This is a genomic window from Paucibacter sp. KBW04 (genome assembly GCF_003852425.1).
Classification (GTDB): Bacteria; Pseudomonadota; Gammaproteobacteria; order Burkholderiales; family Burkholderiaceae_C; genus Paucibacter_A.
The window spans coordinates 392,343-416,300 of sequence record NZ_QAJN01000001.1 but is presented as its reverse complement, the minus strand read 5'-3'; the positions used below and the strand labels follow the sequence as shown (position 1 = coordinate 416,300).

Annotated in this window: 20 protein-coding genes; 13 read left to right on the top strand and 7 right to left on the bottom strand. The window is 65.5% G+C overall.

Features of this window, described 5'->3' with window-relative positions; translation table 11 throughout:
- The first annotated feature begins 77 nt into the window (after window positions 1-77).
- The 3 genes from DBR47_RS01885 to rraA are packed head-to-tail and all read left to right on the top strand — an operon-like array spanning window position 78 to window position 2,460.
- A complete protein-coding gene (locus DBR47_RS01885) occupies window positions 78-1,628 on the top strand; it encodes a PAS domain-containing methyl-accepting chemotaxis protein (RefSeq protein ID WP_124446288.1) in 1,551 nt (516 codons plus the stop codon).
- Window positions 1,629-1,686: 58 nt separating this feature from the next.
- Entirely contained in the window at window positions 1,687-1,917 is a 231-nt protein-coding gene (locus tag DBR47_RS01880) for an RNA-binding S4 domain-containing protein (protein ID WP_124446287.1), read from the top strand.
- 42 nt (window positions 1,918-1,959) lie between these two features.
- Window positions 1,960-2,460 (top strand): ribonuclease E activity regulator RraA, encoded by a 501-nt coding sequence (gene rraA / locus DBR47_RS01875; RefSeq protein WP_124446286.1) that lies wholly within the window; start codon window positions 1,960-1,962, stop codon window positions 2,458-2,460.
- Here the strand turns inward: rraA and DBR47_RS01870 are convergent.
- Both DBR47_RS01870 and DBR47_RS01865 read right to left on the bottom strand, forming a co-directional pair.
- Window positions 2,448-4,193 (bottom strand): thiamine pyrophosphate-binding protein, encoded by a 1,746-nt coding sequence (locus DBR47_RS01870; protein WP_124446285.1) that lies wholly within the window; start codon window positions 4,191-4,193, stop codon window positions 2,448-2,450. The two genes, rraA and DBR47_RS01870, sit on opposite strands and share 13 nt — an antisense overlap.
- 47 nt (window positions 4,194-4,240) lie before the next feature.
- On the bottom strand, window positions 4,241-5,479 hold the full coding sequence (locus DBR47_RS01865) for an MFS transporter (protein WP_124446284.1): 1,239 nt from the start codon (window positions 5,477-5,479) through the stop codon (window positions 4,241-4,243).
- A 152-nt stretch (window positions 5,480-5,631) separates the two neighbouring features.
- Between DBR47_RS01865 and DBR47_RS01860 the strand changes: the two genes are divergently transcribed.
- The 3 genes from DBR47_RS01860 to DBR47_RS01850 all read left to right on the top strand — a co-directional run bounded on the left by DBR47_RS01860 (window position 5,632) and on the right by DBR47_RS01850 (window position 8,041).
- A complete protein-coding gene (locus tag DBR47_RS01860; protein WP_124446283.1) occupies window positions 5,632-6,474 on the top strand; it encodes a helix-turn-helix domain-containing protein in 843 nt (280 codons plus the stop codon).
- Window positions 6,475-6,531: 57 nt separating this feature from the next.
- Window positions 6,532-7,632 (top strand): quinolinate synthase NadA, encoded by a 1,101-nt coding sequence (nadA, locus tag DBR47_RS01855; protein WP_124446282.1) that lies wholly within the window; start codon window positions 6,532-6,534, stop codon window positions 7,630-7,632.
- 118 nt (window positions 7,633-7,750) lie between these two features.
- Window positions 7,751-8,041, top strand: a complete 291-nt coding sequence (locus DBR47_RS01850) for a late competence development ComFB family protein (RefSeq protein WP_124446281.1) — start codon at window positions 7,751-7,753, stop codon at window positions 8,039-8,041.
- Window positions 8,042-8,050: 9 nt separating this feature from the next.
- On the opposite strand, the gene nadB is transcribed toward DBR47_RS01850, so the two are convergent.
- Window positions 8,051-9,727 carry an L-aspartate oxidase gene (gene nadB, locus DBR47_RS01845; RefSeq protein ID WP_124446280.1) on the bottom strand — a complete coding sequence of 559 codons (1,677 nt, stop codon included), beginning with the start codon at window positions 9,725-9,727 and terminating at the stop codon, window positions 8,051-8,053.
- 102 nt (window positions 9,728-9,829) lie between these two features.
- On the bottom strand, window positions 9,830-10,792 hold the full coding sequence (locus DBR47_RS01840; protein WP_124446279.1) for a hypothetical protein: 963 nt from the start codon (window positions 10,790-10,792) through the stop codon (window positions 9,830-9,832).
- A 290-nt stretch (window positions 10,793-11,082) separates the two neighbouring features.
- Here DBR47_RS01840 and DBR47_RS01835 point away from each other — a divergent pair, with 290 nt between their 5' ends.
- Window positions 11,083-12,255 carry a tetratricopeptide repeat protein gene (locus DBR47_RS01835; protein ID WP_231512076.1) on the top strand — a complete coding sequence of 391 codons (1,173 nt, stop codon included), beginning with the start codon at window positions 11,083-11,085 and terminating at the stop codon, window positions 12,253-12,255.
- Between the two features lie 126 nt (window positions 12,256-12,381).
- Entirely contained in the window at window positions 12,382-13,689 is a 1,308-nt protein-coding gene (locus tag DBR47_RS01830) for a murein L,D-transpeptidase family protein (protein ID WP_197046812.1), read from the top strand.
- A 46-nt stretch (window positions 13,690-13,735) separates the two neighbouring features.
- On the opposite strand, the gene clpB is transcribed toward DBR47_RS01830, so the two are convergent.
- Window positions 13,736-16,330, bottom strand: coding sequence for an ATP-dependent chaperone ClpB (gene clpB, locus DBR47_RS01825; protein ID WP_124446276.1), 2,595 nt, complete (start codon window positions 16,328-16,330; stop codon window positions 13,736-13,738).
- A 232-nt stretch (window positions 16,331-16,562) separates the two neighbouring features.
- Between clpB and DBR47_RS01820 the strand changes: the two genes are divergently transcribed.
- Genes DBR47_RS01820 through DBR47_RS01810 form a run of 3 tightly spaced genes read left to right on the top strand, consistent with a single transcriptional unit; the run spans window position 16,563 to window position 20,089 of the window.
- Complete coding sequence (locus DBR47_RS01820) at window positions 16,563-17,906, top strand: hypothetical protein (RefSeq protein WP_124446275.1); 1,344 nt, start codon at window positions 16,563-16,565, stop codon at window positions 17,904-17,906.
- 2 nt (window positions 17,907-17,908) lie between these two features.
- Entirely contained in the window at window positions 17,909-18,358 is a 450-nt protein-coding gene (locus DBR47_RS01815; RefSeq protein ID WP_231512075.1) for a hypothetical protein, read from the top strand.
- Window positions 18,359-20,089, top strand: coding sequence for a sensor domain-containing diguanylate cyclase (locus tag DBR47_RS01810; protein ID WP_124446274.1), 1,731 nt, complete (start codon window positions 18,359-18,361; stop codon window positions 20,087-20,089).
- A gap of 23 nt (window positions 20,090-20,112) precedes the next feature.
- Here DBR47_RS01810 and crcB read toward each other — a convergent pair whose 3' ends face one another.
- Both crcB and DBR47_RS01800 read right to left on the bottom strand, forming a co-directional pair.
- On the bottom strand, window positions 20,113-20,499 hold the full coding sequence (crcB, locus tag DBR47_RS01805) for a fluoride efflux transporter CrcB (RefSeq protein WP_124446273.1): 387 nt from the start codon (window positions 20,497-20,499) through the stop codon (window positions 20,113-20,115).
- Window positions 20,496-20,999, bottom strand: coding sequence for a molybdenum cofactor biosynthesis protein MoaE (locus tag DBR47_RS01800; protein WP_124446272.1), 504 nt, complete (start codon window positions 20,997-20,999; stop codon window positions 20,496-20,498). Before DBR47_RS01800 ends, crcB begins: the two co-directional genes overlap by 4 nt.
- Before the next feature lie 200 nt (window positions 21,000-21,199).
- Between DBR47_RS01800 and DBR47_RS01795 the strand changes: the two genes are divergently transcribed.
- Entirely contained in the window at window positions 21,200-22,258 is a 1,059-nt protein-coding gene (locus DBR47_RS01795; protein WP_124446271.1) for an SPFH domain-containing protein, read from the top strand.
- Entirely contained in the window at window positions 22,259-23,938 is a 1,680-nt protein-coding gene (locus DBR47_RS01790; protein ID WP_231512074.1) for a DUF4178 domain-containing protein, read from the top strand.
- Window positions 23,939-23,958: the final 20 nt, after the last annotated feature.

Here is a 23,958-nt window from a genome sequence, read left to right as displayed (position 1 = left end):
CGGGTAGCCATCTCAATGCTGAGTTGCTGCCTGTCACGAATTTCTTGCTTGGCAACCGAACAAAGAAAAGGCTGGCGATGAAAAGCAATCTTCCGATAACGCAACGCGAGTACGACTTTCCGGCCGACGCCACTTTGATGTCGACCACCGATCTGCAAAGCCATATTGCCTATGCCAACGCGGCCTTCGTCGCCGTCAGCGGCTTTGAGCGCGAAGAGATCATGGGCCAGCCCCACAATATGGTGCGCCACCCCGATATGCCCACCCAGGCCTTTGCCGATATGTGGGCCACCTTGAAGGCCGGCCAGTCCTGGACCGCCCTGGTCAAAAATCGCCGCAAGAATGGTGACCACTACTGGGTGCGCGCCAATGCAGCCCCCGTGGTGCGCGGCGGCAAGGTCACCGGCTATATGTCGGTGCGCACCAAGCCCAGCCGCGCCGAGATCAACGCGGCCGAAAAGCTCTACGCCGATTTCCGCGAGAACCGGGCGGGCAATCGCGCCTTTCACCGGGGGCTGATCGTGCGCACCGGCCTGATGGGCTGGACCTCGGCCATGCAAACCATGTCGGTGGCCTGGCGCATGCGCTGGGCGATGCTTGTTTTCGCCGCCACCACGATCGCGGCGGCCGCTGGACTGGGCTTGGGATCGACGAGCCTGGCCGGCTTTGCCGCCACCAGTCTGATCGCCGCCTGGCTGCTATCTCTGTGGCTGGACGCACAGATCGCGACGCCCTTGCAAGCGGTCAAGCGGCAGGCTCAGTGCGTGGCCTCCGGTCAACCCGGCGAGCAGACCGCGCTGAACCGGGTCGACGAGATCGGCATGATCATGCGTGCCGTCAATCAAAGCGGCTTGAATCTTCGCTCCCTGGTGGACGATGTCGCGGGCCAGGTCAACGGCGTCAACAACGCCAGCACCGAGATCGCCAACGGCAATATGGATTTGAGCTCGCGCACCGAGGAGGCCGCCTCCAGCCTGGAGCAAACCGCCGCCTCCATGGAGGAGATGACCGCCACCGTCAAGAACAATGCAGACACCGCCCAACAAGCCGCGCAACTGGCCGGCTCGGCCAGCGAATCGGCGGCCCGTGGTGGCGTGGTCGTGGGCCAGGTGGTGGACACCATGAACGCCATCACCGCCTCCAGCAAACGCATCTCCGACATCATCGGCGTGATCGATGGCATCGCCTTCCAGACCAATATCCTGGCCCTCAATGCCGCCGTCGAGGCGGCCCGGGCCGGTGAGCAGGGTCGCGGCTTTGCCGTGGTGGCCGGCGAGGTGCGTAGCTTGGCGCAACGCAGCGCGGCTGCGGCCAAGGAGATCAAGGGCCTGATCAGCGATAGCGTGGAAAAGGTCGAGACCGGCGCCCATCTGGTGGAGCGCGCCGGCCAGGCCATGGGCGAAATCGTCCATCAGGTCAATCGCGTCAACGACTTGATTAGCGAGATCAGCGCCGCCACCCGCGAACAATCCAGCGGCATCGGCCAGGTCAATATCGCCGTCTCCCAACTCGACCAGATGACGCAGCAAAACGCCGCCCTGGTGCAGCAATCGGCCTCGGCGGCCGACCGTTTGAAGGAGCAAGCCGGCATCCTGGTCGGGGCCGTCGACGTCTTCAGCGGACGCTAAAACCCGGCCGCCGGTCCCGCTCGGCAAGGCTTGCCCGCGGAACTGGGACAATATCGGTATGCAAAATATCGACTTTGAATTGCGCGGCGAGTTCATCGCCCTGGACAAACTGCTCAAGGCCACCGGCCTGGTAGAGAGCGGCGGCCGCGCCCGCAGCCTCATCACCGAGGGTCAAATCCAGGTGGATGGACAGACCGAGCTGCGTAAAACCGCCAAGATCCGCCCCGGCCAAATCGTCCTGGCCGAAGGCGCCAAGATCTTGGTCAAGGCCGACCCCAGCTTGGCCTGAGCCCCCACACCCACCTCAAGCTCGGCACTCGCTCGAACCGCCATGATCAGCTTTTCCACCTGCGATTTCTGCGATCTACACAAAGCCACCGACAGCGGCGATTTCATCGCCCTGCCCGGCGTGCACCGCAGCTACGGCGGGCTCAAACGCTTTGCCGGCCCGATTGCCACCGTACGCTGTTTCGAGGACAACAGCCGCGTCAAGGAGGCGGTGGAAAGCCCGGGCCAAGGCCGGGTGCTGGTGGTGGATGGCGGTGGCTCGCTACGCCGCGCCCTGCTGGGCGGCAATCTGGCTGCAGCCGCGGCCAGGAATGGCTGGGCCGGGCTTTTGATTGAAGGCTGTGTGCGCGATGTGGCGGAGTTAGCCCAGGCGCAAACCGGCATCCTGGCCCTGAGCCACTGCCCCATGCCGACCGAACGCAAGAACCAAGGCCTGGCCGATGTCGCCGTGCAGATTCAGGGTCACTGGTTGCGCCCGGGGGACTGGCTTTACGCCGACGAAGACGGCGTCGTCATCAGCACCCAGCCACTTCACCTGGGCTGATTCAAACGCTGCTGCGCCGCCTCGCGAATCGCGCTGAGCGTGCTGCGGCTGGTCGACACATCGCTGGACAAGCGCAGATGCAGCAAGCAAGGCCTGCCCGCGGCTAGGGCCTCACGCAAGGCGGGCTCAAAGTCCTCGGTACGCTCGATGCGCTGAGCACTCCAGCCATGGGCCCGAGCCAGCATGGCGAAATCGGGGTTGAACAAATCACTGCCTGAAACGCGGCCCGGGTACTCGCGCTCCTGGTGCATGCGTATGGTGCCGTAAGTGCCGTTGTCCACCACCACCGAGATCAGCTTCTTGGCGCCGTAGCCGGTGGCCGTGGCCAGCTCCTGGCCATTCATCAAAAAGTCCCCATCCCCAGCGATATTGACCACCCAACGCTCGGGTTCCAGCAGGCTGGCCGCCACGGCAGCCGGCAGGCCATAACCCATGGCGCCGCTGGTCGGTGCTAGCTGGGTACGGCCATGCTGCTGCAAGCCCGGGTATTGATGGAAGCGATGCAGCCAACCGCTGTAATTGCCCGCGCCATTGGTGAACACCGTGCCCTCGGGGCAGAGGCGACCCAAGCACTTGACCACCTCGGCCATGTCCAAGGGGCTAACGGCTTGCGGCTGCAGATTGCCCAGATAGTCGGCATGGGCCTGAGCCGTCCAGTCGGCCCAAGCGACTTGCGCCGGTGCGGCCAGCGTCTCCAGCGCCTGGGCGGCGCAAGACATGCTGGCATTGATCATCAAATCGGCCGCATAAACCCGGCCCAACTCCTCCGCCCCGGCATGGATATGCACCAGGGTTTGCTGCGGGCGCGGGGCCTGCAACAAGGTGTAGCCGCCGGTGGTCATTTCGCCCAGACGGGGGCCGACGGCCAGGATCAGATCGGCCTCGCGCACCCGCGCGGCCAGCTTGGGATTGATGGCGATGCCCACGTCCCCGGCGTACTGCGGGTGGCGGTTGTCGAACAGGTCTTGGAAGCGGAAGGCGCAGCCCACGGGCAGCCGCCAATTCTCGGCAAAGCGCTGCAGGGCGGCACAGCTCTCGGGCGTCCAGCCGCCGCCCCCGGCAATCACCAGCGGCTTCTTGGCGGCCCGCAGGCGCTCGTGCAATTCGGCCAAGGCGGCTGGAGTGGGCCAGGCCTGGGCCGGCTGCACACGGGGCAAGACGGGCGCGCTGCTGAGCTCGGTCAACATGTCTTCGGGCAGCACCAGCACCACCGGGCCGGGCCGACCCTGCAGCGCGGTGTGGAAGGCCCTCGCCACATACTCGGGCAGGCGGTCGGCGTCCTGCACCTCGCCCACCCATTTGGCAAAACCCAGGGTGCCCGGGCCAAACATCTGACGGTAGTCCACTTCCTGAAACGCCTCGCGGTCACGTTGATCGCTGGCCACCTGGCCGATGAAAAGAATCATCGGCGTGGAGTCTTGAAACGCCGTGTGCAGACCGATGCTGGCATTGGTGGCGCCCGGGCCGCGGGTCACAAAGCAGATGCCGGGGCGGCCGCTCAACTTGCCTTGTGCCTCGGCCATAAAGGCGGCGCCGCCCTCTTGCCGGCAGGCGATGAAGCGGATCTTGTCGGCATGCTCGTGAAACCCGTCCAGCACCGCCAAATAGCTCTCACCCGGCACGCCAAAGACGTCCGTGACGCCCTGTTCGACCAAGGCTTCCACCAGCAAATGGCCCGCCAGGCGGGGTGATGAAGATGTGTTGCCCTGGGGGCGAGAAGTGTTCGTCGTCATGGCTTGCACTGTAGCTGTGGGGATGGGCAGGGTCAGGTCTTGCCAACCTAGGGTTTGCGAGAGATGTTCACCAGATTGGCCGCCCCAATGGCCAGCAACAAGGCAAAGGCCGCGCCGAGGAAGACGCCGCCCGGGCGGCCATGGTCCATCAGCGCGCCAAAAATAGGCGCGGCGACCGCAAAACCCAGGTCCAGGCCCGAGTACACCGTGCCGTAAACCCGGCCAGTGGCGCCGGGAGGTGCTGCGCGCTTGATCAACATATCGCGCGAGGGGCCGGCCAGACCAGTGCCAAAACCGGCCAGGGCCACCACGCCGGCCGCCAGCAATGGCGGCAGCCAGGCGGTGGCCGCCAGGGCAAGCAAGGCCGCGGCAATCGCCAGGGCGATGGCGATATTGCGCTCCAGGCTGCTGCTCTTGGCGACCCAAAACCCGCCGATCAACATACCGACCGCGCCACACAACATATAGCCCGTCACCACAAAGGCGGTGGCATGCGGATCCAGACCGTAGAGGCTGGTCAGGGCCGGGCTGGCGAAGCTCTGGATGGCCGTCAAGGCCGCCGTGCCGAAAAAGAAAAAGGAAAAGCACAGCCACACCGAGGGCAGGCGCAAAAAGGCCATGGGGTGCTCGTCCTTGACGGCAGCGGCCCCGGCTTTTTCATGCAACCAGGCGCCCTGGCTGTCATCGATGGCCTCACGCATGAGAGCCAGCAAGGCCATCACCGCGAGGGCGATCAGCGCCGTGCCGACATAGGCGTGGCGCCAGTTCCCGCTGGCCTCAGCAACCCCGATCAAGAACACCGGCGCAAAGGCCCAGCCCAGATTGCCGGTGATGCCGTGGATCGAGAACGCATGGCCCAGACGCGGCTGCGAGACCCGCTTGTTGAGGATGGTGAAGTCCACCGGATGGAAGGGCGAATTCCCCAGGCCCGCCAGCGCCGCGGCCAACATCAGGCCGCCAAAGCCGGTGGCCAAGCCGGCCGCAATGCTGGCCAGCACAAAGCAACTCAGGGCCGCAAACAGCACCGGCCGCGCGCCGGTCCGGTCGACCAAGAACCCCGCCATCGCCTGGCCCAGGGCCGAGATGACGAAGAAGGTGGTGACCAGCAGGCCCAGCTCGGAGTAGTTAAGCCCGAACTCCCGGATGAAGACCGGGAACAGCGGCGGCAGCAGCATATGGAAGAAATGCGAGGTGCCGTGGGCCAGGCCGATCAGGCCTATGGTGGAGAAGTCACGCCGGGCCTGGTCGCTGGGCGAAACACTTATGGTTGCAGTTTGCGTCGTCATGGCCCTGACTCTATGTGGGGCGATACCGGCTCAGTTACGATAGTTCGCCAATTTCTATCGAGTTTCAGCCATCACGAGCCCCTATGCACACGCCAAGCAAAGCGTTTTCACGGCCCGAAGTCGCGGCCGCAAAGCCGAAAGCCGCTGCGCGCATGCGGCGCAAAAGCATGCCGCCTCGGGAGCCTCAGCTGTATCGCCCTCATGCACAACGCCCCATCAGGGCCAAGGCCCATGTGCTGGAGCATGACGAGGACATTCACGCCCACAGCCATGCCTGGGGCCAAGTCACCTTCAGCATTGGCGGGGCGGTACGCATCAATACCGAGCGAGCAACCTATTTGCTGCCCCCCTCGCGCGCCGTCTGGATTCCGCCGCATATCGAACATGCGGTGACTGCGGTCGAGCGGGCTGATCTGCGCTCCCTGTATTTGCACCAGTCGGACCAATGCCAAGGCCCCGGCCTGCCCATCGAACAAGCCCAGGCCTGGAAAGAGTGCCGGGTCATCGAAGTGACCCCGTTGCTGCGGGAACTCGTGCTGCAACTGGCTACCGATCCCAATGCGGCTCACCAAGACGCCTTGGCCGAAGAGGCTCCCACAGCGCGGGAGCAATGCATCATCAGCCTGGTGCAAGACGAGTTGCAGCGAGCACGCAGCCTGCGGCTAGGCGTCGACTTGCCGCAGGACAAGCGCTTGCGCCGGCTGTGCGAAGTCATGCTGCTGGAGCCGCAACGCCACGCCGATCTGGACGCCTGGGCCGCCGAGGTGGGCGCCAGCACCCGCACCCTCTCCCGCTTGTTCAGGCAGGAGCTGGACAGCAGCTATGCCCAGTGGCGCCAGCAGGTCTTGCTGGCCCGCGCCCTCACCCTCGCGGCCCGCAAGCAACCGATGAATCTGATCGCCGCCGAGCTGGGCTATGCCAGCGCCAGCGCCTTTTCCGCCATGGTGACACGCACGGTGGGCATGCCACCCAGCCGCTTCTTCGCGGAAGCCTAAACGGGCAATGGCCCCGTCCAGCAGGGTCAAGAACGCGCCCCACTAAAATCTGCCCCCATGGATCAAGTTCTCTTCGACTACACCCGCCAGGACGCCGCCGGCCAAAGCTGCACGGCGCATGCCTGGGCCAAGGTGCCCGCCCCTCTCAACCCCAGTCAACGCCAGGCACTGAAGGCGGAGGCTGCGGCCTTGCTCAAGGCGCACAACGCCGTGCTGGTCGCTCACTACTATGTGGACGGCGATCTGCAAGACCTGGCCCTGGAGACCGGCGGCATCGTCTCCGACTCGCTGGAGATGGCCCGCTTTGGCCGCGACCACGCCGCTCAAACCTTGGTGGTGGCGGGCGTGCGCTTCATGGGCGAAAGCGCCAAGATCCTCAGCCCCGAGAAACGCGTGCTGATGCCCGATCTAGACGCCACCTGCTCGCTGGACCTGGGCTGCCCGGCCGATGAGTTCGCCGCCTTCTGCGATGCCCACCCCGACCGCAAGGTCGTGGTCTACGCCAATACCAGCGCCGCCGTGAAGGCGCGGGCCGACTGGATGGTCACCAGCTCCTGCGCGCTGGAGATCGTGGCCGACCTGCGTGCCAAGGGCGAGAAGATCCTCTGGGCCCCCGACCGCCATCTGGGCCGCTACATCCAGGAACAAACCGGCGCCGATATGCTGATGTGGAACGGTGCCTGCATCGTGCACGATGAATTCAAGGGTTTGGAGCTGGAGCTGCTGCGTGAGCAGCACCCGGACGCCATGATCCTCGTCCACCCCGAGTCGCCCAAGAGCGTGGTCGAGATGGCCCATGTGGTGGGCTCCACCTCGGCCCTGATCAAGGCCGTGGTGGAAGGCAAGGCCCAGGAATACATCGTCGCCACCGACAACGGCATCCTGCACCGCATGCGCCAGCTGGCACCGGGCAAGACCTTGATCGAAGCCCCCACCGCCGGCAACAGCGCCACCTGCAAGAGCTGCGCCCACTGCCCCTGGATGGCCATGAACGGCTTGCAAAACTTGATCGATTGCCTGAAGACCGGCCAGGGCGAGATCACGGTCGACGAGCCCACCCGTGTCAAGGCGCTGGGCTGCATCGCCCGCATGCTGGACTTCACCGCGGCGCTCAAAGCCAAACAAAGCGGTCTGGTCGCCGGCATAGGCGCGGCCTGAGGGATACTGGCCGGGCCTTGAGCTGCGGGCGAAAAAGCCGCCTCAAGGCCTCCATTTCCGCCCGCTGAGGGCGCGCCTGGGGTTTATCGTGTCAGTCGCCATTCCAAGGGAGACGCAGATGAATCAAGACTTCAGTTCGCTGTTCAACTATCACGAGCGCGAGGTGCTCACGGCCGTGATGAAAGCGGCCGAGGACTACCCCGAGATCAAGGCCGACAGCGATCTGTTGTGCGATGTGGCCTGCGTGGCGCTGAACCGCCTGCCGCCCCGCTACATCCGCCACGCGGTGGACTTTCTCTTCTACCTGACCGAGCACGAGCGCAGCGAAATTGACAACGCCATCCTGGACGCCGTCAACTACGCCTTCATCTTTGTGCAGGCCCGCACCACCTTACGGGCCAATGCCTAAAGCTGCGCTTCAGCGGGTTTTCAAACCCCGTTCGGCCATCAGCACGGTCGGGAAGCTCACCGGCAAGGTGCGCGGGTAGTCGCGGCTGAAATGCAGGCCGCGGCTCTCATGCCGCAGCAAGGCTGAGCGCACGATCAACTCGCCGCAATCGAGCAGATTGCGCAGCTCCAGCAGGTCGCGGGTGACGCGGAAATTGGCGTAGTAGTCGTCGATCTCACCACGCAGCAGCGCGATGCGATGCAGCGCGCGCTCCAGACGCTTGGTGGTGCGCACAATGCCCACATAGTTCCACATCAAGAGGCGCAACTCGTCCCAGTTGTGGGCGATCACCACCTGCTCGTCGGCGTCCTCCACCTGGCTTTCGTCCCAGGCCGGCAGCGGCGCCGGGGCGAGCGCAGGCATGGCCTCGATATGGCTGGCGCAGGTCTGGCCCAGCACCACGCATTCCAGCAAGGAATTGCTGGCCAGGCGGTTGGCGCCGTGCAGGCCGGTGTAACTGGTTTCACCCACGGCATAGAGGCCGGGCAGATCGCAGCTGCCGTTCAAGTCGGTCACCACCCCGCCGCAGGTGAAGTGCACCGCCGGCACGACGGGGATCATCTGCTTGGCAATATCGATACCCAGGCTCAGGCAGCGCGCATAAACCGTGGGGAAATGCTCTTTCAAAAAGGCCTCGCCCAGATGGGTGGCGTCCAGCCACACATGGTCCAAGCCATGCTTTTTCATCTCGAAGTCGATGGCGCGGGCGACGATATCGCGCGGCGCCAGCTCCATGCGCTCGTCATGCGCGGCCATAAAGCGCGTGCCATCCGGCAGCTTCAAATGCCCACCCTCGCCGCGCAAGGCCTCGGTGATCAGAAAGCTGCGCTCCTGCGGGTGGTACAAGCAGGTGGGATGGAACTGGATGAACTCCATATTCGCCACCCGGCAGCCCGCCCGCCAGGCCATGGCGATGCCGTCACCGGTGGAGGTGTCGGGGTTGGTGGTGTAGCGGTAGACCTTGCCCGCCCCGCCGGTGGCCAGCACCACGGCCTGGGCCGCCAAGGCTTCGACGCGCTGGCCGTCGATGTCCAGGGCATAGATGCCATAGCAACGAGGTTCTTCCTCGCGCTGCACATGGCGGGAGGTGATCAAGTCCAGCGCCATCCAGCGTTGCCGTAAATCGATATTCGGATGCGCGGCAGCAGCGGCCAGCAACTGGTCGTGAATCGCTTTGCCGGTGGCATCGGCCGCATGGGCAATGCGGCGCACGGCATGGCCACCTTCGCGGGTCAGGTGCAGGCCCAGCGGGCCCTCGCTATCGGGCGTAAAGGGCACGCCCTGGCGTACCAACCATTCCACCGCCTGGGCGCTGCGCTCGGCGATGAAGCGGGCGGTGGCCTCGTCCACCAGGCCGGCACCGGCGTCCTGCGTGTCGCGCACATGGCTGGCGATGCTGTCGTCCGGCCCCAGCACGCCGACGATGCCGCCCTGAGCCCAGGCCGTGGCGCCCTCATTCAACTCGCGCTTGGCCAGCACGATGACGGGCTGGCGATCGGCCAGATGCAGGGCCACGGTCAAGCCGGCCAGGCCGGCGCCGACGATGACGATGGGCAGGGGCGCACCCGCTTCTCCAGCGCTTTTTGCGGCGGACGAGTCAGTGGATGGGAAGGGTTTGGGGGACGCAGCAGCGGCAGCAGCACTCATGCAAGAGCCTCGCGCCTTGTTGCAAGGCGCCATCAATAGGAATGGGGCATTCTACGAAGACGGCGGACGCCCGCGCGCGACAGGGCTTTGGACCCCGAGGATTCAGGCCCGCGAACGCAGGCGCCAGCGCGGCCAGAGCACGAAATAGCTCAAGCCCGCTAGGCCCAGCAAAGCTGCCGCCAGCGCCAGCAAGGCGGCCGGGCCGGGCGAGGACTGGGTGCGCCGCTCGGCCAAGGACCGGGTCAGCTTGTCGAGTTCCTGGCTGAGGCTGGCGTGTTCGTTCTGCAGACTCTGGAACTCGCTCTCGGCCGCCTGCACACGCTGACCCAGGCCAGCGCCCGAGGCGCTGGGCGCGGCGGCCGCCGCAGCCGGGGCACGACCAGGGTCCAGGCTCATCAGCAGGCCAAAGCCGGCACGCGCTGGGTCCAAGCCATCTTTTTGCCAAGCCCCCGCGCTCTTGCCAGGCCGGCCGGCCGAGCCGCCGTCGAGATCGAAGCGCAGCCTGTCCGGGCCGAGAATCAGCACGGTCACACGCGCAGGCGCCTTGGCAACTGGCGCGGCTGGGTTGGCCGTGGCGGCCGTGGCGGGCAGCTTGGCTTGGGTCGCCGCAGCCTTGATTGCCATGGCATTTGAACTTGAAGAAACAGCCGCCGCCGTCTGCGCCTTGGCAGCGGCAGCCGGGGCCGGGTCCACAAAGGCGGTCAGCTGCTGGGTCGGGCAACCCAGCGACAGCTTGACCACCGGCTCCTCGATGGCGACCGTGGTTTTGACCCAGACCCAGCCGCTGTGAGACTCGGCCTGGTAGTCCACCGTTTTATGGACCTGATGCGCGGGCAAGACCTGATCGGCCGTTTCTATCGTGACCTTGATGCAATCGGCATTGAGGGTCTCGCCCGGGCTGAGCCGCATGGGTAGCTTCAGCGACAAGGCCTCGCCCAGTCCCGACAGGGTCTGCGGCCGCCCCAATTCCATGGCCGAGCTGTTCAGAGGGCTGAACAGCAAGCCGCCAAGCAGTGCCGCCGAGCCCAAGGCCTGACAAAAACGAGCACGGCGTTGAATGAGCACGGGAAGGCGTCTTTCTCGTAGGAGAGGGGTCCAAGGAATTTGGCCGTTTGGCGGCCGCCACAAAGCGGGCCAAGGCCTTGATTTCGCAACGGACTCTAGCATGCGCCCGTCCGCCCACAGCTCAGGGAAAGCAGGCAAATTTGAGCCTGCGCAGGCACGGCCTCGCCCTGCTCGTGAGGCCTTCCGCACCTAGGGGCAAGCCTCAAGCAAGCGGGTGGGCTTGGCCGCAAGGCCGCCGCTACAATCCGCCCACTCAAAATCTAGCCGCGACCATGCTCTCCTATCAGTCCGTGACACGATTTCCCCTGCGCCCTCTCGTCCTGCAACTCAGCCTCGGCCTCGCCCTGGGTTTGAGCCTGTTCAGCGCTGCGGCCCGTGCCGACGATGTGAGCGAGGTGCAAGCCCTGCTGTCCCAAGGCAAGGCCACGGACGGACTGAAAAAGATCGACACCCTGCTGCAAGCCAAGCCCAATGATGCGCGCCTGCGCCTGCAGCGCGGCATCGCGCTCTCGCAGCTGAACCGGCAGGCCGAGGCCATCGCCGTCTTCCAAAAGCTGATCGAGACCAACCCCGACCTGCCCGGCCCCTACAACAATCTGGCCGTCATGTATGGCAGCCAGGGCGATTACGAGAAGGCCCGCCAGGCCCTGGAGCTGGCGATTCGCACCAACCCCAGCTATGCCACCGCCTTCCAGAATCTGGGCGATGTCTATGCTCGCCTGGCCGGCCAGGCCTATAAAAAGGCCCTGGCGCTGGACAAGGGCGACAGCAATCTGCCGCTGAAGCTGGCCGTGGTGCAAAACGTGTTTGAAGCCAGCGTGGATCCGCGCGTGGCCAAGGCCGCCGTGCAGGCCGCCGCGGCCAAGCCGGCCTCGGCGCCGCAGGTCGCTGCCGCCCCTGCAGCGGCGACCCCGGCCGCAACTTCGGCCACAAGCGCCAAACCCACCCAGGTCGCGGCGGCCAGCCCCGCAGCGGCACCGTCACCTGCAGCCGCCAAACCCGCGCCTGCGCCCGCCGCTGCCGCAACACCTGCCCCGGCCCCCGCAGCGACCAAGCCCGTTGCCGTGGCCGCGGCTCCGGCGCCAGCGCCCAAGCCCGACAACAGCGCAGCCCTTGAAGCTCAGGCTCAGGAAAAGGCGGTCAACAAGGCCGTGCTAGCCTGGGCCCAGGCCTGGAGCGATCGCGATATGAAGGACTATTACAAGGCCTATGCCCCCGAATTCAAGGGCAAGTCCGGCAGCCGCAAGGCCTGGGAAGAAGACCGCCGCGTCCGCATCATGGGCAAGAAGAAGATCAAGGTCGAGCTCTCCAATGTGAGAATCAAGCTGAACGGCGACAAGGCCAGCGTCAGCTTCCGCCAGGACTACAACTCCGATTCGCTGGACGTGAAGAGCAGCAAGACCTTGCAGCTGATCAAGTCCAAGTCCGGTGCCTGGCTGATCACGCAAGAGTCGGCCGGCTAAGCCCGGCCCTTGCCGCGCCCGACAAGGCCCCGCGCAAGCCTCTTTCTTCTCTATTTCTTCTCTCATTTCTCCCGGGCTGATATGCAGGACCCCCAACAGGCGCCAGACTCCCCGGCGCCCTCAGCCTTGAAGCGGCGCCCCGCTCGGCCCAAGCCGGCCAAGCATGCGCTGCTACGTGCCATCCTGCTGCTGGCCTGCGTCGGTGGCACGGCCATCGTGGGCTTGAGCGGCATGAACTTTCTGTCCTCGCGGGTCGAGGCCTATGCCCCGCAGCGCGCGGACACGGCCGCCAGCGCCGCCCAGCCCAGTTTGTTGACGGCCCAGCTGAACACCCAGACGCCCGAGGGCCAGCTGATTTCGGCCTACCAGATGCTGGCCAAGGGCGAGGAGTCCAAGGCCTTCGAGACCATCGAGCATCTGGTCAAGCGCCAACCCGATTTCTCCCTGGCCCAGCTGGTTTACTCCGATCTGCTGCTGGCACGCACCTCACCCGAGGCGGCGGCCCAGGCCTTGATCGGCGCGACCGAAGAGCAACGCGCGCGCAGCGAAGCCCTGCGCCAAGAAGCCCGCCTGCGCCTGGCCGCCCTGGTGGAGCGGCCGCCCAAAGACGCCCTGCCCAAAGAGTTGATCGGCCTGCCCAGCACGGTGCAGCACGCCATCGTGGTGGACACCCACAAAGCCCGGCTCTATCTGTTTCAGAATCGCGGCCAGGGAATGGAGTTGGTCAAGGACAGCTATGTCTCCCTGGGCAAGGCCGGCGTCTCCAAGCAGATGGAAGGCGACCAGCGCACGCCGCTTGGCGTCTACCAGGTAGGCATGCGGCGCGACGAAGCCGCGGCCCGTTACGGTGCGGCCGCCCTGCCCCTGAACTATCCCAACGAATACGACCGCATGGTGGGCCGCGGCGGCAGCAGCATCTGGTTGCATGGCGAGCGGGCCGGCAGCTACGCGCGCGGGCCGCAGTCCACCGACGGCTGCATCGTGCTCAGCAACGACGATATGCAGGCCCTGGCCGACACGGTCAAGGCCCGCGAGACGCCCGTGCTGATTTTTGAACAGGTGGACTGGGTCGCCAAAAAGGACGGCAAGCCCTTGGTCGATGCGCAATTCGAGAGTGCCTTCAGCCAATGGCAGGAGGCGCGGCTGAAGCAGGACGCGAAGGCCTTGCTCCCGCTGTATGAGCCTGGCCTGCAGCGCGGCTCTGACAGCGAGGCCCAACGCCTGGCCCAAAATCTGGCCCGCATGCAAGCCCACGAGTTGCCGGTGCAAAGCCTGGAGCGCCTGAGCGTGCTGCCCAGCCAGGACCTGGAGCCGGTGATGATCGTCACCTACCGAGAGCTCAGCGCCCTCAACCCCACACCCGCACTCAAACGCCAGTACTGGCGCCAGCAAGAGGGTCGCTGGCGCATCATTTTTGATGGCGTCGTGAGTTAAAAAAAGGGCAGCCTAGGCTGCCCTTTTTGCTGCTTGTGCAGCGCCTTCAGTGCACCGTGCGCCCGAACTGGAACTCGCCCTCGGCAAAGTCCACCGGGATCACATCCTTGGGCCCAAACCTGCCCTGCAGAATCAGCTTGGAGAGCGGGTTCTCGATGCGCTGCTGGATGGCGCGCTTGAGCGGGCGGGCACCAAATACCGGATCGAAGCCCACCTTGGCCAGCTCCGCCACGGCGACGGGGCTGAGGTCCAGCGTCATCTCCATCTTCTCCAGGCGCTGCTCCAGGATCTTCAACTGGATCTTGGCGATCTCTTCGATGTGCTTGGCATCCAGGGCATGGAAGACCACGGTCTCGTCGATGCGGTTGAGGAATTCGGGGCGGAAATGCGCCTTCACCTCGCCCCACACCGCCTCACGGATCACCTCGGAGGACTCGCCCGCCAAGGCCATGATCTGCTGAGAGCCCAGGTTACTGGTCATCACGATCACGGTGTTCTTGAAGTCCACCGTGCGGCCCTGTCCATCGGTCAGACGGCCATCGTCCAAGACCTGCAGCAAGACGTTGAAAACGTCCGGGTGGGCCTTCTCCACCTCGTCCAGCAAGAGCACCGAATAGGGCTTGCGGCGCACGGCCTCGGTCAAGGCACCGCCTTCTTCGTAACCCACATAGCCCGGAGGCGCGCCGATCAGGCGAGACACCGAGTGCTTCTCCATGAACTCGCTCATGTCCATGCGCACCAGATGCTCCTCACTGTCGAACAAGAAGCCGGCCAAGGCCTTGCACAGCTCGGTCTTGCCCACGCCCGTGGGGCCCAGGAAGAGGAAGCTGCCGGTCGGGCGATTCGGGTCCGAGAGGCCCGCACGCGAGCGGCGGATGGCGTCCGCCACCGCTTGAATCGCCTCGTCCTGACCCACCACGCGCTGGTGCAGCTTGGTCTCCATCTGCAAGAGCTTGTCACGCTCGCCCTGCATCAGCTTGGACACCGGGATGCCGGTGGCACGCGCCACGACCTCGGCGATTTCCTCGGCGCCCACCAGGGTGCGCAGCAGGCGCGGCTTGGCATCCGGGCCCTTCTTGCCAGCCTCAGTGGCCTGCGCGGCCTTGAGCTTTTTCTCCAGCTCGGGCAGCTGGCCGTATTGCAGCTCGGCCACCTTGTTGAAGTCGCCCTTGCGGGTCAGCTCCTCGATCTGGAAGCGAATCTTGTCGATCTCTTCCTTCACATGGGCGGAGCCCTGGGCCTGGGCTTTTTCGGCCGTCCAGATTTCTTCCAGCTCGGCGTACTCGCGCTGCAGCTTGAGCAGCTCTTCCTCGATCAGCTCGAAGCGCTTGATCGAGCCCTCGTCCTTCTCGCGCTTGACCGCCTCGCGCTCGATCTTCAGCTGGATCATGCGGCGGTCCAGCTTGTCCATCACCTCGGGGCGGGAGTCTTGCTCGATCTTGATCTTGGCCGCTGCCTCATCGATCAAGTCGATGGCCTTGTCGGGCAGGAAGCGGTCGGTGATGTAGCGATGGCTCAGCTCGGCCGCAGCGATGATGGCCGGGTCGGTGATGTCGACGCCGTGGTGCAGCTCGTACTTCTCCTTCAGGCCACGCAGGATGGCGATGGTGGACTCCACCGTGGGCTCGTCCACCAGCACCTTCTGGAAGCGGCGCTCCAGCGCAGCGTCCTTCTCCACATACTTGCGGTACTCGTCCAGGGTGGTGGCACCGATGCAATGCAGCTCGCCGCGCGCCAGGGCGGGCTTGAGCATATTGCCGGCGTCGATGGCGCCTTCGGCCTTGCCGGCGCCCACCATGGTGTGGATCTCGTCGATGAAGAGAATGGTCTGGCCTTCGTCCTGGGCGACTTCTTTCAGCACGCCCTTCAGGCGTTCCTCAAAGTCACCACGGTACTTGGCACCGGCCAGCAACAAGGCCATGTCCAGCACCAGGATGCGCTTGTTGCGCAGGCTGTCCGGCACTTCGCCGTTGACGATGCGCTGGGCTAGGCCCTCGACGATGGCGGTCTTACCGACGCCGGGCTCGCCGATCAGCACCGGGTTGTTCTTGCTGCGACGCTGCAGCACCTGAATGGCGCGGCGGATTTCATCGTCGCGGCCGATCACCGGGTCCAGCTTGCCTTTGCGGGCACGCTCGGTCAGATCCAGGGTGTATTTCTTCAGGGCTTCGCGCTGGCCTTCGGCGTCGGCGCTGTCGACCTTCTGGCCGCCGCGCACCGCGTCAATGGCGGCCTCCAAGGCCTTGCGAGTCAGGCCGTGGCCGCGCACGGCGCCGGCCAGGTCCGTCTTGGCATCGGCCAGGGCCAGCAAGAACATCTCACTGGCAATGAATTGGTCCTCTCGCTTGGCGGCCTCTTTCTCGGCACCTTGCAGCAACGAGATCAGCTCGCGTCCGGCCGTGACCTGCTGGCCTTCGCCCTTGACCTGGGGCAGGCCGGCCACGATGGTTTCGACGGCCGTCTTGAGGCCGTTGATATTGACGCCGGCGCGCTCCAAAAGCGCGCGCGGGCCATCGTCCTGCACCAACATCGCGGCCAGCACATGGGCCGGCTCGATATAGGGGTTGTCGCGGACCACGGCCAGACTTTGGGCCTCGGCCAGAGCTTCCTGAAAACGACTTGTGAACTTGTCTGCACGCATGGCTTAAATCCTCCAATGGCTGGCAAGTGGGTGCGCGGCCGCTCATTTCAAGCCCCATCTACTTTGATCTGACGCAAGGTCTTGGCAAAGTCTGGCGGCCACGTTCACTAAAAAAGGACCAGAAACACAGTGCATCACGACCTGATTGCTAACGCAAGGCCACGACGTATAGTGAACTCACCCGGCTGCTTTGACCCGGGTGCCATGCCCGCAGTCCGAGCGAAGGTCCGCCATGTTCGATGTCTTGAACAAGTCCGCCCCAGCCAGCCGACCCAGGCCCCGCCTGGGGGCCCGCTTGCTGCTGCTGGCGGCCTTGAGCGCCTTTGTACCTGGCCTGGTCCAGGCCCAAGAAAGCCCCAGCAGCGCCCTGCGCCTGAGCGGCTTTGGCACGATTGGCCTCAGCCACACTCGCAGCGACAAAGACTGGCTGCTGGCCCGCGAGCAAACCCAGGTCGGCGCCGACGGCCAGCTCAGCGCCCTGGTGGACTCGCGCCTGGGCCTGCAGGCCAACTGGACGCCGGCGGAGCGCTGGGAGCTGGTCACCCAGCTGGTGCTTCGTCAACGCGCCAAGCAGGCCAGCCTGGGTGAATCGGTGGAATGGGCCTTCATCGGCTACCACCCGGCCCCCGACTGGCATCTGCGCCTGGGCCGCACCAGTCCCGATGTCTTCCTGCAGGCCGATGTGCGCAATGTCGGCTACGCCCTGCCCTGGGCCCGGCCCAATGTGGAGTTCTATGGCTGGATGCCCATCAACGTTCTGGACGGGGCCGACCTCAGCTTTGCCTGGCAAGAACCCCAGGCCGATTGGCGCCTCAAGCTCTCGCTAGGCCAAAGCAGCAGCACCGTGGAGGCCTTGCGCAGCGACGATTCCGTGCGGGTGGATGCACGCAAGATGCTGGTGCTCAGCCTCAGCCGCGAGACCCAGAACCTGCTGCTCAAGCTTAGCTATCTGCGCACCGATCTGGCCGTCAAGCCCACGGCTTCGCTGGTTCAGCTGCAGCAAGGCCTGCAGGCACTGGCGGGCCTGCCCATTCCCTCGCTGGCCCCCTTGGCCGCCCAGGCAAAGGCGCTGGACCAAGACCTCTACAGCCAGGGCCTGGCGCAGTATTTCTCCCTGGGCCTGCAGTACAACGGCTCGCCCTGGCAGGCCACGGCGGAGCTGAGCCGGGTGCAACTGGCCACCGGCATGTCGGGCGGCTGGCGGGGCTATGCCTCCCTGGGTCGGCGCTGGCAGCACCTGACCGGCTTTGTCATCGCCGGCCGCAGCTTGGCCGAGCGCAGCGCTGTGCAGGCGCCGACCGACTGGGCCGCACAGCTGAACCCGGTCTTGGGGCCGCAAACCGCCGCCCAGGCGGCTGCCCTGGGCGCAGGCGCAGCCGAGGCGGCCAACGCCTCACGTTTCGATCAAAGCTCCTTGGGTCTGGGCCTGCGCTATGACTTCCCCCAGCGCCTGGCCCTCAAGCTACAACTCGAGCAGGTGCATAGCCATGCCAATGGCAGCGCCGCCTGGCGGCACAGCAGCGCCGAGGCGGGCAGCGCCACCGTGCTCTCGGCCGTGCTGGACTTTGTGTTCTGACCATGCGCCGCCGCCACCTCTTCCGCCCCCTGCTGGCCCTGCTGCCCCTGGCCCTGCCCACGAGCGGCCTGGCCAAGGAGGGCGAGCTTTTCGTCGTCGTCAACAGCACCAACGCCTTGCGCAGCATCAGCAAGAAAGAGCTGATCGCGCTCTACACCGGCCGCAGTCGCCACTTCCCGGACGACAGCCTGGCCGAACCCTTTGATCACCCACGCGAGAGCGCGGTACGTGAGGCTTTTTACGCGGCCCTGACTGGCATGGATCTGGCGCAGATCAATAGCTACTGGGCACGCCTGTTGTTCACCGGTCGGGTCCAGCCTCCGCAGGCCCTGGCCGATGATGCGGCCTTGCAGGCCGAGATCAAACGCAATCGGCGGGCCATCGCCTATCTGAGTCATGAACCCACAGACAGCGATCTGCGGGTGGTGATGGTGCTGGGGCGCGCGGGCTGAATGGACCGCCCCACCTCTCCCGCCCCCGAAGCCGGCCCGGCCAGCGCGGCCAGCATGCTTACAGGCCCGCTGGCCGCCTCGCGCAAGTACCGCCACAGCCTACATGGCAAGTTCACCCTGATTCTGCTGGGCACGGCCAGCCTGCTGGGCTTGATCGCGGCCTTGCTGGGCTTTCAGCTGGCCTACCAGAAGGCACAGGAGTCGACCCGCTTGACCCTGGACTCCATGGCCAGCGCCATCGAGAAAACCGTCGCCGTGGGCGCCTACGCCGACGACCGCGTGCTGCTGAAGGAGTTGGTGGATGGCGTGGCCCGTGACCCCAATGCCGCCATCGTCTGGGTGCAGAACAGCGCGGGCGAGATCCTGGTGCGCAGCGCCAACAAATATGCCGGGGCCGAACAGGCCGCGGCCGAGAACGCGCCCAGCCTGCGCATCGAGAAGCCCCTGCGCTCGCCTTTTGACAGCAGCGAGGCCTTGGGCCTGTTGGTGGTGCAGGGCGACGGCGTGCGCGCCTCCGCCCAGGCCTTGCAACAGGCGCGCTGGCTGGGGGCGGCCTTGGCCTGCCTGATCACGCTGCTGGCCCTGGTGCTGAACTTCGTGGTCTTGCGCATGCTCTCCCTGCCGATGAAGATGCTGGCCCGCAAACTGGCGCAGATGGAGGTGGGCAGCTCGCAGCGCCTCACCATGGCCAAGCGCCACCGCTACGACGAGGTCGGCACGGTGATAGGCGCGGCCAACCGCATGCTGGCGGCGACCGAATCGGCCCTGATCGCCGAGCGCGGCCTGCGCGCCGAGATCGCGGCCATGGAGGCCCAGTACCGGCAGATCTTTGACCACACCAGCGCCGGCATTTTTGTGCTGAGCGCCAATGGCCGCCTGATCAATGGCAACCCGACGGTGATGCGCGTCATCGGCTCGGACTATGCCCATCTGGCCGCACTGCGCGGCGAGGACTTCATCCAGAAGGTGTTTGCCGACCCGGCCCATGTGCACCAGATGATTGCCGACTCGGCCACCCTGGGCCAGACCATGTCGGCCGATCTGGAACTGCGCAGCGCCGACGCCGAGCCGCGCTGGGTGCATTGCCTGATCTCGGTGCAGACGCCGAATATGGCCCAGGCCGACCGCATGGTCGAGGGCGTGATCTACGACGTGACCCTGCGCAAGAGCCAGGAATCCGCCGCCAGCCACCAGGCCGAACACGATGCCTTGACCGGCCTGAAGAACCGGGTGGGCATCACCCGGGCCCTGGACCGCATGCTGCAGCAAGCCCATGACAGCGGCCATGCCCTGACCCTGTTCTTCATCGACCTGGATGGCTTCAAACGCATCAACGATGAGCTGGGCCATGAGGCCGGCGACGAGGTCTTGATCGAATGCGGGCGCCGCCTGAGCACCCTGGCGCGCCGCGGCAGCGATCTGGTGGGCCGCCTGGGCGGCGATGAGATGGTGATGGTGCTGGAGAAGATCGATGCCGATTCGGTCTACGCGCAAGACCTGGCACGCCGGGCCTTGCAAACCATTCAGCAATCGATCGGCTTGAGCCAGGGCGGCGTGGCCCGGGTGGGCGCCAGCATAGGAATCGCCAGCTTCCCGCGCCATGCCCTGCATCGGGCCGCCTTGCTGAGCGCAGCCGATGCCGCCATGTACGAGGTCAAGCGCCAGGGCAAGAATGGCTACCGCATCGCGGCCCCGCTGGAGCCCGACGGGGCGCCAGATTCAGGCCAATAGCTGCGGTGCTGCCCAGGGCCGCATCAAGGCAGCAGCCACTGCATCAATCGCAGGCCCAGCGCTGCGGCGGCCAAGGCCCCCAACACATGGGCGGCCGTGTGGGCCAGGGCCAGGCCGAACTCGCCTCTTTGCAACATCACCAGGGACTCACCCGAAAAGCTGGAGAAGGTGGTCAGCCCGCCCAGCAAGCCGGTCACCAGCAGCAGGCGCAGCAACTCATCGGGTGTGCGGCCAAACCATTCCAGCGACATGCCGATCAAGAGGCCACCGACCAAGTTCACCAGCAAGGTGCCGAGCGGGAAGCCCATCCAAGAACTATTGAGCCACAGGCCGACGCCCCAGCGCAGCAAGGCACCCAAGGAGGCGCCGCTGGCCACGGCCAGGATCTTCAGCCACAGAGCGCCGCTCATGGCCGGGGCTGAGCACTGTCGGCGGAGTTGCCCGAAGCAATGCCCCATCGCGCCAGGGCCGCGTCGTCGCTGCTGCGGGCATCGACCCAGTGTGCGCCATGGGGCGTGGTCTCTTTCTTCCAGAACGGGGCCTGGGTCTTGAGATAGTCCATCAGGAACTCGCAGGCGGCAAAGGCCTCACCCCGATGGGCCGAGGCCACCAGCACCAGCACGATTTGCTCGCGCGCCTGCAACACACCCACACGATGGATCACCCGCGCGGCGCGGATATCAAAACGCGCATGGGCGCTGTCAATCATGGCCTCGATGGCGGCCTCGGTCATGCCGGGGTAATGCTCCAGCTCCATCTGGCTGACACTCTCGCCATGGCTGGATTCACGCACCGTGCCCACAAAGGAGACGACGGCGCCCACACCACCGTCGGCTTGGCGCAGGGCCAGAGTTTCGGCGCTGAGATCAAAGTCTGCATGCCGGATCGAAACGCGCGGATTGGATTTCATGGTGGAATTGTGGCATCCCCTGCCCTGTGCCCAGCTCGGCCGGAAGGAGGCCCTAAACGAGTTTCGCGCTCATGCTGGCGGGAAAGATTCACCCCCGGGTCCTCAATCCGCCCGACGAAAGCAGGCCTGAGCTGGCGGATACTCCCGCTCGCGGCCCGAGCAGGCCTTTGAACACAGCATCAGTACACGAGGAGCACGCCATGAGTTTGATGGACTTCATCAAGAAACAGTTCATTGACATCATTCAATGGACCGAAGACGGCGACGGCACCTTGGCATGGCGCTTCCCCATCGCGGACATGGAAATTCAGTACGGCGGCTCGCTGACCGTGCGCGAATCGCAGGTCGCCGTCTTCGTCAACGAAGGCAAGGTGGCCGACGTCTTCGGCCCCGGCATGTACAAGCTCACCACCCAGACCTTGCCGGTGCTGACCTATCTGAAGAACTGGGACAAGCTGTTCCAGTCGCCCTTCAAGAGCGATGTCTACTTCTTCAGCACCCGCCAGCAGATCGACCAGCGCTGGGGCACGACCCAGCCGGTGACCATTCGCGACAAAGACTTCGGTGCTATCCGCCTGCGCGCCTTCGGCAATTTCGCCTACCGCGTGGCCGACGCCAAGCTCTTCCACACCGAGATCTCCGGCACCCGCGAGCGTTACACCGTGGCCGATCTGGACGGCCAACTGCGCGGCCTGATGCTGCAACACATCAGCGACGCCGTGGCGCAGAGCGGCATCCCCTTCCTGGACCTGGCGGCCAATCAGATCGAGTTCGCCAAGCAGCTGCAAACCGCCACCGCGCCCGAGTTCGAACGCCTGGGCCTGAAGCTGGAGAACGTGACCCTGCAAAGCGTCTCCCTGCCGGAAGAGCTGCAAAAAATCCTCGATCAAAAGATCGGGATGGGCATGATCGGCCAAGACATGGGCAAGTTCATGCAGTACCAGACGGCGCAAGCCATCCCCAAGCTCGCTGAAGGCGTGGGCTCGGGCGGTGGTGGCGTGGCGGGCGACGCCATGGGCCTGGGGGCAGGTCTTGCCATGGGCCAGGTGCTGGCGCAACAGATGAGCGCCGGCCTGACTGGAGCCAATGCTGCTGCACCTGCTGCCGCTGCCGCGGCCCCGGCAACAGCCCCAACAGCAGCCAGCAGCGACGAGGTCTTCGCCATGCTGGAAAAGCTGGGCGGCCTGGTTTCCAAAGGCATACTGACGGACGAAGAATTCGCCGCCAAAAAGGCGGAGCTGCTGAAGAAAATTACTTAATTGACCCCGTCGAATGAGGGCGGCGGCGGCCCGCCGCCTTCCTCCCAAGCCCCCCTGCCCAGCCAGCGCCGCTGGCAAGCCGCCTGCCCCAATTGCGGGGCACCGCTGGAGTTCGCCTCCGCCGCCTCGGCCAGCGCCGTTTGCAGCTATTGCCGCAGCAGCCTGCTGCGCGAGGGCGATGCCCTGCGCAAGATCGGCCAGAGCGCCGAGATGATCGAGGACTACTCCCCCCTGCAGCTAGGTGCCTCGGGCCGCTATATGGGCGCGGGCTTCACCGTCGTGGGGCGGCTGCAGCTGGGCTATGCCGATGGGCAATGGAACGAGTGGCATCTGCTGTTTGACGGGGAGCCCGACGCGGCGAAAACCCGCAGCGCCTGGCTGTCTGAGGACAACGGCAGCTTTGTGCTCAGCTTCGATGCCGCGCTGCAGCTGGCGCCGCCCCAAGCGCATGAGCTGGTGCTGGGTGCCAGCCAGATCGTCGCGGGCCAGAACTGGCAGATTGCCGCCCTGACCCCAACCACCCTACTGGCCGCCCAAGGCGAGCTGCCGCGCCCGCCGGAATTGGCGCGCGAGTATTTGGTGGCCGAGCTGCGCAGCGCCACAGACGAGGTCGGCACGCTGGACTACAGCCCGGCGCTGGCCGGCAAGCCGCCGCTCTGGTCCGTGGGCCGGGCCGTTCGCATCGCTGACTTAGCCATGCGCGGTCTGCGCGAGGACAGCAGCAAGACCTTGCAAGCCAAGTCCCTGGAATGCCCCAGCTGCGGCGCCGCGCTGACGCCCAAATTGGGCAGCAGCCTGTCCATCGTCTGCGCGCAATGCCATGCGGTGGTGGACATCGCCAAGACGAACGCCGCCGAACTGCCGCATTACGAGCAGGTCAATGGCATGGAGCCCCAGCTCAAGCTAGGCAGCATGGGCTCCTTGGCCTTTGCCGATGGGCCCAGGCTGCCTTGGCAGGTCGTCGGCTATCAAGAGCGTTGCGATCTGCCCGACCCGAATGACGAGGACGCCGAGCAGACCTTCTGGCGCGAATACCTGCTCTTCAACCAGAAGGAAGGCTTTGTCTTTCTGGTCGATAGCGAAGACGGCTGGAGCCTGGTACGCCCGCTGACCGGCGCGCCCACCCAGACGCGCAGCCTGGGCGCCAGCATCGAATGGCAAGGCAAGACCTTCCGCCGCCGCTACGCACAAAGCTACACCGCCAAGACCACCTATGTGCTGGGCGAGTTTTACTGGCAGCTCAAGCGCGAGGAACGCGCCCTGGTCAGCGACTACGAGTACCGCGGCAGCGGCAAACGGGAAATGCTCAGCCGCGAACAGACCGGCCGCGAGATCAGCTGGAGCTGGGGCCGCAGCATGGACGCCAGCGAGGTGGCGCGCGCCTTTGGTCTGCCGCTCTCGGCCCACGCGGGCCTACGCTCCGACGCCAGCAGCTTGGGCAGCGGCGGCTCCAGCAACTGGTTGCGCAATCTCGTCATCGGCCTGTTCATCTTTTTCCTGCTGATTCTGATGATCAAGGCCATGAACGAGGATGATTGCGACAGCTATCGCAACACCTATGGCGAGAACAGCGCCGAGTACGCGCAGTGCAAGCGCAGCGGTGGCACGCGCATCAGCTCGGGCGGCAGCGGCGGGGGCTCTTACGGCGGCTTCGGCAGCGGTGGGGGCGGTCACAAGTAGCAAAGAAATGCAACAGGGAT